9 protein-coding genes and 1 pseudogene are annotated in these 10,069 nt (G+C 44.7%); 6 read left to right on the forward strand and 4 right to left on the reverse strand.

Annotated features, from left to right (window positions below; genetic code table 11):
* The 5 genes from AB4653_RS04315 to AB4653_RS04335 all read left to right on the forward strand — a co-directional run.
* Positions 1–223 (forward strand): DUF2796 domain-containing protein (locus AB4653_RS04315; RefSeq protein ID WP_372103417.1); only part of this gene is annotated, 223 nt, incomplete at its 5' end.
* 139 nt (positions 224–362) lie between these two features.
* Entirely contained in the window at positions 363–1,079 is a 717-nt protein-coding gene (locus AB4653_RS04320; RefSeq protein ID WP_102257869.1) for an ABC transporter ATP-binding protein, read from the forward strand.
* The gene (locus AB4653_RS04325) at positions 1,076–2,335 is read left to right on the forward strand and encodes an ABC transporter permease (protein WP_017103586.1); all 1,260 of its coding nucleotides are present in this window, start codon (positions 1,076–1,078) and stop codon (positions 2,333–2,335) included. The genes AB4653_RS04320 and AB4653_RS04325 overlap by 4 nt, the downstream gene beginning before the upstream one ends.
* A gap of 14 nt (positions 2,336–2,349) precedes the next feature.
* Complete coding sequence (locus tag AB4653_RS04330) at positions 2,350–2,865, forward strand: DUF3299 domain-containing protein (protein WP_004735277.1); 516 nt, start codon at positions 2,350–2,352, stop codon at positions 2,863–2,865.
* 514 nt (positions 2,866–3,379) lie between these two features.
* A complete protein-coding gene (locus tag AB4653_RS04335) occupies positions 3,380–4,288 on the forward strand; it encodes a TIGR03899 family protein (RefSeq protein ID WP_012604888.1) in 909 nt (302 codons plus the stop codon).
* Positions 4,289–4,455: 167 nt separating this feature from the next.
* On the opposite strand, the gene cysC is transcribed toward AB4653_RS04335, so the two are convergent.
* From cysC to cysD, 4 genes are all read right to left on the reverse strand, one after another.
* Entirely contained in the window at positions 4,456–5,076 is a 621-nt protein-coding gene (gene cysC / locus AB4653_RS04340) for an adenylyl-sulfate kinase (RefSeq protein WP_102257870.1), read from the reverse strand.
* A 24-nt stretch (positions 5,077–5,100) separates the two neighbouring features.
* Positions 5,101–6,825 (reverse strand): SLC13 family permease, encoded by a 1,725-nt coding sequence (locus tag AB4653_RS04345; protein WP_009847766.1) that lies wholly within the window; start codon positions 6,823–6,825, stop codon positions 5,101–5,103.
* A 65-nt stretch (positions 6,826–6,890) separates the two neighbouring features.
* Positions 6,891–8,321, reverse strand: a complete 1,431-nt coding sequence (cysN, locus tag AB4653_RS04350) for a sulfate adenylyltransferase subunit CysN (RefSeq protein ID WP_004735272.1) — start codon at positions 8,319–8,321, stop codon at positions 6,891–6,893.
* A gap of 18 nt (positions 8,322–8,339) precedes the next feature.
* Complete coding sequence (cysD, locus tag AB4653_RS04355; protein WP_226974827.1) at positions 8,340–9,284, reverse strand: sulfate adenylyltransferase subunit CysD; 945 nt, start codon at positions 9,282–9,284, stop codon at positions 8,340–8,342.
* Between the two features lie 415 nt (positions 9,285–9,699).
* Between cysD and AB4653_RS04360 the strand changes: the two are divergent.
* Positions 9,700–10,069 (forward strand): annotated as a pseudogene (locus tag AB4653_RS04360) (2',3'-cyclic-nucleotide 2'-phosphodiesterase); the annotation flags it as partial.

A 10,069-nucleotide genomic window follows, 5' to 3' on the forward strand; every position in this document is an offset into this window, starting at 1 on the left:
CGATCATGATGACCATGAAGGCCACGACCATTCAGAAGGTGGGCACGGCGAATTCACTGTCGAGTACCATTACCAATGTTCAGATATTGCGAAGCTAGATACCGTGAGCACTCAATGGTTCTCTAAGTTCAGCAACACAAAATCAATGACGGTAAACCTTCTAACTGACAGCGCTCAAATTCAAGAAGTGCTTAACGCAGATCGTATTAGTTTTCGATTCTAATCCGTATTAGATTGAATTAAACGTAGATACGCAGCCAAGTAAGTAGTCACTTACTTGGTTGTGCAAATCGGTGTGTTCTGGGAATTTATTTTTCTAATAGCTGTCCAGTAAATACACCGCTTTAATCATTGGAGCTAATATGTCTTTTGACAGTTCATCACTTGTGGTCAAACTCGAAAATATCAGCTTTCGTTGGAAGCCTGAATTACCCCCAACGCTAGAGATCCCCTCACTGCATATCCAAGCCCAAGAGCACCTTTTCATCAAAGGGCCTAGTGGTTGCGGGAAATCAACATTGTTAGGGTTACTGACCGGAATCAACCAAGCTGAACAAGGCGAAGTATCTATCCTTGGCCAAGACCTCACACAGCTAACACCTCGTCAGAGGGACAAGTTCAGAGCCGATCATATTGGCTATATATTCCAACAATTTAATCTGCTTCCTTACTTGTCAGTGATCGACAACGTGACGCTTCCTTGTCAGTTTTCTAAGATTCGTAAGCAGCAAGTCACTGAAAGTCAGAACAGCCTGCAAGCAACCGCTCAAGAGTTGTTGCTCAGATTAAAGCTACCTCAAGCTCTAATGGACAAGCCTGTTACCGAATTGAGCATTGGTCAACAACAACGTGTTGCTGCCGCTCGTGCTTTGATCGGCCAACCGAAAATCATTATTGCCGACGAGCCAACCTCGGCTCTGGATCATGACAACCGAGAAGCCTTCATCGAATTGTTACTAGAGCAAGCAAATCAAGCCGGGTCTACTCTGATATTTGTCAGTCACGATCCAACATTAGAAACGCTATTCACTCGAACCATAGATTTAAAAACCGTTAACCAAGCTAAGGTTGTCGTATGAAAGTAATTACTCACTTAGCCCTAAAAAGCGTACTCAACCGTAAAGCCACCGCTATTCTGACGATTCTCACCGTGGCAGTGTCAGTGATTCTATTACTCGGTGTTGAACGTGTAAGAACCGAAGCAAAAAGCAGTTTTGCTAATACGATTTCAGGTACCGACCTTATTGTTGGTGGCCGCTCTGGTCAGGTAAACCTACTGCTTTATTCGGTATTTAGAATTGGTAATGCAACCAACAACATCGACTGGAAAAGCTATCAAGAATTTAGCCAGCATAATGCTGTAAAGTGGGCGATACCCATCTCATTGGGAGATTCACATAAAGGCTTTCGTGTAATGGGCACGAACCATAGTTACTTTGATAATTATCGCTATGGAAGTAAGCAACCACTTACTTTTCAGCAAGGTAAAGAGTTTAATCAGCTATTTGATGTCGTGATTGGTGCCGATGTCGCGAAGAAGTTAGATTACAAGATTGGTGATCACATCATTCTGGCGCACGGTATCAGTGATGTCGCCTTCAGTCGCCACGACAACCTGCCTTTCACCATTGTAGGAATACTCGCGCCAACCGGCACACCAGTAGATAAAACGGTGCATGTCTCGTTAGAGGCCATTGAAGCGATTCACGTTGGTTGGGAATCGGGGGCTAACCTAGGCCACACACCGAATGCTGAAGCGCTAAAGCAACGTGACTTCCAACCAAAGCAGATTACCGCGATGATGGTTGGCCTTAAATCGAAGATCCAAACCTTTGCACTGCAACGAGAAATCAATAACTACCGCCAAGAACCTTTGAGCGCCATTATGCCAGGCATTGCGCTTCACGAATTATGGGGAATGATGGCCGTAGCAGAGCAAGCACTACTGATTGTTTCAGGGTTTGTGGTAATCGCGGGACTGCTAGGGATGCTGAGTAGTCTACTCACTAGCTTGCAAGAAAGACGTCGAGAGATGGCCATTCTGCGCGCGATGGGAGCAAGGCCTCGTCATGTGTTCGGTTTACTGATCAGTGAAGCAAGTGCCCTAACCTTCCTCGGTATCACATTGGGTGTTGCCGTGTTGTTTGCGCTAATCGCAGTAGTTGCTCCTATTGTGCAACAAAGTTATGGTATCAACATATCGATATCCGCAATCACACCTCATGAGTGGAAACTGCTTATGTTGGTGCAAGTTGCCGGAATCATTATTGGCTTTATTCCCGCTTTCAGAGCTTACCGTCAGTCATTGTCTGATGGCATGACTATCCGAATCTAAAATAGGAACCTACGATGCAACGCAAATTCCTACTGATACTTGGGTTACTTATGTTCCCATTTATCAGCACAGCTCACGCTGAAACCACTCAGACTGACGAATCGGTATTAACACTCGATTGGATTGACTTGATTCCAGAGTCAGAGCGAGCACAACTCGACTCATTTGGTATGCCTATGGTTAACCACGACAGTATGGACAAACCTCAACAATCGACACTTGGCGCTGTTCGCCCAGAGCTGAATGGCAGCACAGTCAAGATTCCTGGCTTTGTGATTCCATTGGAAGGCGATGAGAACATGATCACTGAGTTTCTGTTAGTGCCGTACTTTGGCGCATGTATCCACGTACCGCCACCGCCGCCGAACCAAATCATCTACGTGAAGTTCCCTAAAGGTGCACCAATACAGCAGCTATGGGATGTGATTTATTTAGTAGGTACACTAAAAACCGAGTCAATAAGCCACGACTTAGCTCAAACAGGTTATCTTATTGAAGGTACTGCGATTGAAGAATATGACGACATGTAGTCATTAGAAGGGTGGCTCAAGGATGAGCTGCCGTCACTGAACGAGTGAGATCATTCAATAACAGTTTAATAACGATAATTTTATTCTAAATTATGCGATGTAATTAGACAAGTACGCTAGAACAGCGACATAAGTAGCGAGTAATAACCCTATACTAAGCTGTTTCTTCAGCTTGTTATCATTGACTTGATTCATAACTCCTCCTTGAGAATTACAACAAATTTAACATTTTATTATCATTAGCAAAAGTAAAATTTTGTTGAAACCTTCAACTCTGCACGCAAAATCTAGCCACCAATAAGATAAAGAGTTACATTTTAGACAGTTATACCAATCACAATAAGTAAGTGTTCAGAAATAGCGTAGGAAAAAGGCTTGAGAACAAGGCGGAGCTTTTTGATAAGTAGTTATTCTACAATCAAAAATTCTAACGCTGTTATCGAGCGTTTTAACAAGCTAGAGCGAGCAATTATTTACTACGATTGGTATTGAGTCGTCTCCTAACGGTACTCTTATGTCAGAAACCAAACAGCCAGTGATCATTGAGCATGCTAGCGATACACAGCAAAAGCATGAGAAAAAGCCTCATATTGCCGACAGTGCAAGCAGAATGCGGCACATCGCACAAAGCTTCGGCCTCGATTCCTTAATTAGTCATAGTGCAAAGCCAAACGATAAAGCTGAGAGTACGCTTATCGAACGGGCACTATTACGAGAGAAAAAACGTAGAGAACTTCGCCAAAAGAACCTAGAACAGATTCTAAAGTTGGCACACTCTTCATGTAAGGATGAAGCGGCTGGAGACCCTGATCAGGACTGGCTATACCGTTTCTTCGATATGGCACAAGAGATCCACAATACATCGATGCAGAGGCTATGGGCTCAAGTACTGAAACGAGAAGTCACCAACCCAGGCTCGACTTCGATGAAAGCGCTGCAGATCTTAAAAGACATGACACCAAAAGAAGCGCTCACCCTGCAAAGAGCAGCGTCACTTGGTTGTAGCTTTGGTAGTGATAACAGCAGAAAACTGTTACTCGGCTTTAAATCCCATGCTGGAATCTTCAGCTTTGGTAAAAGGGACACCACCAACACCATCAATCTTGGTGGACACAACCTTCCCTACTCTAGCTTGCTCCACTTGATTGAACTCGGAATTATTCTGGGCACAGAACTAGAATCTGGAGAGATTGATTTCGATCCTGCTCTGCACTTAACTTATCAAGGTAAGGGCATGTCACTGGCACCATTATCAAAAGGGGTAAAGCTGATTTACTACCGATTCAGTCCAACAGGCAATGAGCTTTGCAACTTACTTGGCAACAAGCCTAACACGCAGTATTACGACCAGCTGATTGCGCTATTGAGCCAAAAATTTACGGTTCAAACAGAAGTTAAAAGCAGTGTGAACTACACCGTCTAGACAATCGATACTGTAAAAAATAGACGGTGTACGCTGTGAAGAGTATTGATAAGAGTGAAGAGAATCTAGAGGATAAGGTTCTTGTCTCGGAAAACCAAGGCTGCACTATTTATCCGCAGTGAATTAAGCAGATAAACAGGAGAGTAGCCTTAGTCATACCATCGATCTCAATTGGATAAAATATTACGCTTCTCTAAAGCCTCAATACACAATTCGACCAGTTCATCGAGTGTCTTTTCGCCCGCGGGTAGATCTATCTCAGGGCTCTGAGGCGCTTCGTACACTGAGCTAATACCCGTGAAGTTCGGGATTTCTCCCGCTCGTGCTTTCTTATACAGGCCTTTCGGGTCACGCTGCTCACACACCTCAAGTGGTGTGTTCACAAACACCTCAAGAAACTCCCCTTCCGGTAATAAATCACGTACCAACTGTCTCTCCGCTTGATGTGGAGAGATAAACGCTGACAACACGATCAAACCCGCATCCGCCATCAATTTAGCGAGCTCACCAATACGACGAATATTCTCTCGACGGTCTTGCTCTGAGAAGCCAAGGTCGCTACATAACCCATGACGGACATTGTCGCCATCCAATAAGTAAGTATGGTAACCAAGTTGGGCTAAGCGGTTTTCTAATGATCCAGCAACTGTTGATTTCCCAGAACCAGATAATCCAGTGAACCAGAGCACAGCTGGTTTCTGTGATTTCAGATCCGCACGAAATGTTTTATCAATCGAATGTTGATGCCACACAACATTCTCATCTTTTGGTTTGAGTACTGCGGTCATAATTAGTCCTTTAAATAAACAGCATTAAAATGGGAAAAAGTAAGGAATCAGGGTCAGCACCAAGCCCGAATAGACAATCGAGATTGGGATGCCGATACGTAGATAATCCGTGAGATGGTAATTACCTACGCTATAAACAAGTAAATTAGTTTGGTAGCCGTATGGCGAAATAAAACTGGCACTGGCACCAAATAGAACCGCCATAATGAATGGCATAGGGTCAACGCCATAGCCGATAGCCATGCTATAGCCGATTGGGAAAGAGAGTGCTGCGGCCGCATTATTGGTAACCAGTTCTGTTAGAACCAAGGTCATAAAATAGGTCGCGACTAACGCACCAAACACGCCCCAGCCATTAAAGGCTTCCATAAACATCAGCCCCATACGCTCAGACAGCCCAGATGAAATCATCAGTTGAGCAATAGACAGAGCGGAGCCAACGATCACCACAATATCAACCGGAAAACGGCGACGGAGTTCACCCAGTTGCACCACACCAAAGGCCACCAGCAACAGTAAGAAACCAGCCAGCCCTTTGATAATCGGCACGACTTCAGCAAGGGCTAGACCAATCACACTGGCAAAACCGAGCAATACAAACGTCGATTTATCGGCATCAAGCTTGGCACTCGAGTCCAAGTCATTCATCAACACAAACTCTTTGTTGTGTTGCTGGCGCTGTTCTTCAAAGCGTTTACCGGGAACCAAAATCAAGGTATCACCAGCGGTCAATGTGATATTCCCTAGCCCACCTTCAAGGCGCTCATGGCCACGACGAATAGCAACTACAACTGCATCGAAACGGTCTCTAAACTGGCTTGTTTTGAGGGTTTTATTACAGAAGCTTGCCGACGAACTCACCACCACTTCAACAAAGCTCTGGCCGTTAAGGTGATGCTGGCCAAACAGGGTCAACCCTTGAATTTCTTGTAGTGTCGCTACGCTTTCAACGTCGCCACAAAACAGCAACCGGTCACGGGCTTGAAGAATAAAATCAGGGTCAATCGAAGCCGTGGTCTTACCGTCGCGAATCACTTCGGCTAAGAACAATTTTCTCAAAGCTCTTAGATTATTTTCGCTAACACTGCGGCCAACTAACGGTGAGCCAGGTTCAACTCGCGCCTCTAGAAAGTAAGGCAGATCATCCTGCGACCCATCATCGTAGCTTGGTAAGAAGTAACTCAGAGGGATAAGAATCAAAACACCACCCACCAAGACCGCTAAACCGATCAAGGTTGGAGTGAAAAAGTTTAAGCTTGGCAGTCCAGCATCTTCAACAAAACTATTGATGATCAAATTAGTTGAAGTGCCGATCAATGTCAGGGTTCCGCCTAAAATGGCAGCGTATGACAAAGGGATAAGTAACTTAGATGGCGCGTGCTGTTGATTGCGTTTGATCGCTCCGATCAAAGAGACAACCACCGCTGTGTTATTAGTAAAAGAAGAAAGTAGCGCTGTGGAAATACCCAACTTCGCAACCACGGTACCTAGCCTACCTTCAGAGATATTGCGGCTAACCCAGCTGATTAAGCGAGTTTTCTCCAACGCACTTGATGCGAGGATCAGAAGAATTAAAGTCAGTAACGAGGAGTTAGTGAAGTTATTGGCTAGGCTCGACAAGTCGATCATACCAGCCATAAAAGCAATAAAAGCCGCGCCAGCAAAGATAAAGCTTGGCTTAATACGGGTAACGAGCAGGCAAGTAATGATGCCGAGCAAAATCGCTAATACAAATCCTTGTTGCCACATATACCCGTCCTTTATGGCGGAAACAATCGGTTTCCGCCTGATTCAATAAGCTGTTACTTGGTCGTTTATGACTTCAGTAGTTGGCTTAGATCTTTGGCATCCCAATGAGGGAAGTGCTTGCGTACCAATGCGTTGAACTCAAGTTCAAATGCAGAGAAGTTACCGACTTGCTGTTCAACAGAGTCCAAACGGTCTCGAATCAAACCAGCACCAACCGTCACATTAGTCAGGCGGTCGATAACAATGAAACCACCGGTGTCCGCACTCTCACGGTATTTATCCAGCGCGACGGTCTCGTTCAATGACCATTCACACAAACCAATACCATTCAGTGGCAACTCATCAACAGCGTGAGTCGACAGGTTGTTGATATCATATTGATGACGAACCGTTTCAACCTGACCGACGGTTTTCTTGCCTGCGATCTTGATGTCGTAAGCTTTACCCGGTTGCAGTGGTTGCTCTGTCATCCACACGATGTCTGCCAATACATGGTTGGTTGATTCAATCTGTGCATTTTCTAGCACAATCAAATCACCACGGCTGATATCGATTTCATCTTCAAGAGTCAGTGTTACCGCCAAACCCGCTTGTGCTGATTCAAGTTCACCATCAAAGGTCACAATGCTTGCCACCTTAGAGGTTTTACCTGAAGGCAACGCCTTGATTTCATCACCGACGCTGACACGACCAGAAGCCACGGTGCCGGCAAAGCCACGGAAATCTAAGTTAGGACGATTGACATACTGCACAGGGAAACGGAATTCGCCCGCAGAACGTTTTTGGTCAATGTCTACGTTCTCTAACACTTCTAATAGCGATGGACCTTCGAACCATGCAAGCTCTTTGCTTGGCGCAGCAACGTTAATACCTTCAAGTGCCGAAACTGGCAGAATCTGAATATTAGTCTCGCCCTCTAGGTTTTCAGCAAACTCTAGGTACTGATCGCGAATCTCCTCAAAACGATCTTGCGAGTACTCGACGAGATCCATTTTGTTGACTGCAACGATGAAATGCTTCAAACCAAGTAGGTTAGAAATAAACGAGTGACGACGTGTTTGATCCAGTACGCCCTTACGAGCATCAATCAAGATCACTGCCAGATCACACGTTGAAGCGCCTGTTGCCATATTACGCGTGTACTGCTCATGCCCAGGGGTATCAGCAATAATGAATTTACGCTTTTGAGTCGAGAAGTAGCGATAAGCCACATCGATCGTAATCCCTTGCTCACGCTCAGCCTGCAAGCCATCAACAAGCAATGCCAAGTCAGGTTTCTCACCTGTGGTACCCACTCGTTGGCTATCCGAGTGAACTGCTGCTAGCTGATCTTCATAAATCTGTTTTGTATCATGGAGTAAGCGACCGATTAACGTACTTTTACCGTCATCTACCGAGCCACAAGTTAAAAATCTAAGCATAGATTTATGCTGATGCTGACTTAGATAACCTTCAATCCCTAGTTCAGCCAATTCGGCTTCTACTGCACTATTCATTTTTCTTTCCTTAGATTCTTAGAAATAACCTTGGCGCTTTTTCAGCTCCATAGAGCCCGACTGATCATGGTCAATCGCTCGACCTTGACGCTCACTGGACGTCGCCACCAGCATCTCTTCAATAATGCCTGTTAGCGTATTCGCCTCAGATTCAACGGCTCCGGTTAGTGGGTAACAGCCCAAAGTACGGAAGCGAACGCTTTTCTCTTCAATCACTTCACCTTCTTGCAGTTCCATACGGTCATCATCAACCATGATCAGCATGCCATCACGCTCAACCACAGGACGTTTATCAGATAGATAAAGCGGAACAATATCGATACTCTCTAGGTAGATGTATTGCCAGATATCAAGCTCAGTCCAGTTAGATAGTGGGAAGACACGAATGCTTTCGCCCTTATTAACCTGACCGTTGTAGGTGTGCCAAAGCTCTGGACGCTGGTTTTTTGGATCCCATGTATGGTTCTTATCACGGAAAGAATAAACACGCTCTTTTGCTCGAGATTTTTCTTCATCACGACGCGCACCACCAAAAGCCGCATCGAACCCATACTTGTTTAACGCCTGCTTAAGGCCCTGTGTTTTCATGATGTCAGTGTGCTTAGAAGAACCATGTACGAACGGGCTACACCCCATCTCAATACCTTCTGGGTTCTTATGTACTAAAAGGTCGAAGCCGTACTTTTTAGCCGTACGATCACGAAACTCAATCATCTCGCGAAATTTCCAATCCGTATCAACGTGCAATAGTGGGAATGGAATCTTGCCTGGATAAAACGCTTTGCGAGCTAAATGAAGCATCACAGAAGAATCTTTACCGATGGAGTACATCATCACTGGGTTATCAAACTCAGCAGCAACTTCACGGATAATATGAATACTTTCCGCTTCAAGCTGTTTTAGGTGGGTTAAACGTTCTTGGTCCATTTCAGTGCTTCCTTTAAGGCTCGCAGTACGAGCAATTCATTACTTGGTCTTGCCAAGCAAGGGATTTAACTCATCCACTTAAGTGAATGGGAGTATTGGCACTAGAAGAAAACAGAAGCTTCGTTTTGAGCTATCCTTGCTATTCATCTGCCTGATACGTCCTTGATATAGGCATTATGACGAGCCTCTCATATTACTGGAAATTCTAAAATTTCATTTTTTATTCGAAAAGCTGATAAGGGATGAGATTCATCGATAAATAGGTGAAATGAATGGGCTAATATTATCGATATCAGTTGCGCATCGATTGAGCAGCTTTGGGAGGCGCCTTGCAGAACACTATAAAGTAATCGATCTAAGTCACGAATTAACATTCGTTGTAATCATTGTTTCATTCCATTTTGTTACATTACGCAACGAATTTTCTACTAATCCACTTTGGAGCTCCAAAATGAAAGTTGCAATGAAACCTTTGTCATTGGCTGTACTTGCTGGTCTTGGTCTGACTTTAGCAGGCTGCACAACAACACCAGATACCGATGAAGTGATTAAATTACGTGTCGTAGAAACGACGGATATCCATACCAACCTAATGGATTACGACTACTACAAAGACAAGCCGTCGAAAAAAATCGGCTTAGCACGTACTGCAACTCTAGTAAAAGAAGCTCAAAGCGAAGTAACCAACAGCGTATTAGTTGATAACGGTGACTTGCTGCAAGGTAGCCCAATGGGTGACTACATGGCAGACAAAGGCATCGAGGCTGGCGAAGTTCACCCTGCATATAAAGCAATGAACCAACTAAGCTACGACGCTGCAA

This window comes from Vibrio sp. 10N.222.48.A3, assembly GCF_041475345.1.
Taxonomy (GTDB): domain Bacteria; phylum Pseudomonadota; class Gammaproteobacteria; order Enterobacterales; family Vibrionaceae; genus Vibrio; species Vibrio tasmaniensis_A.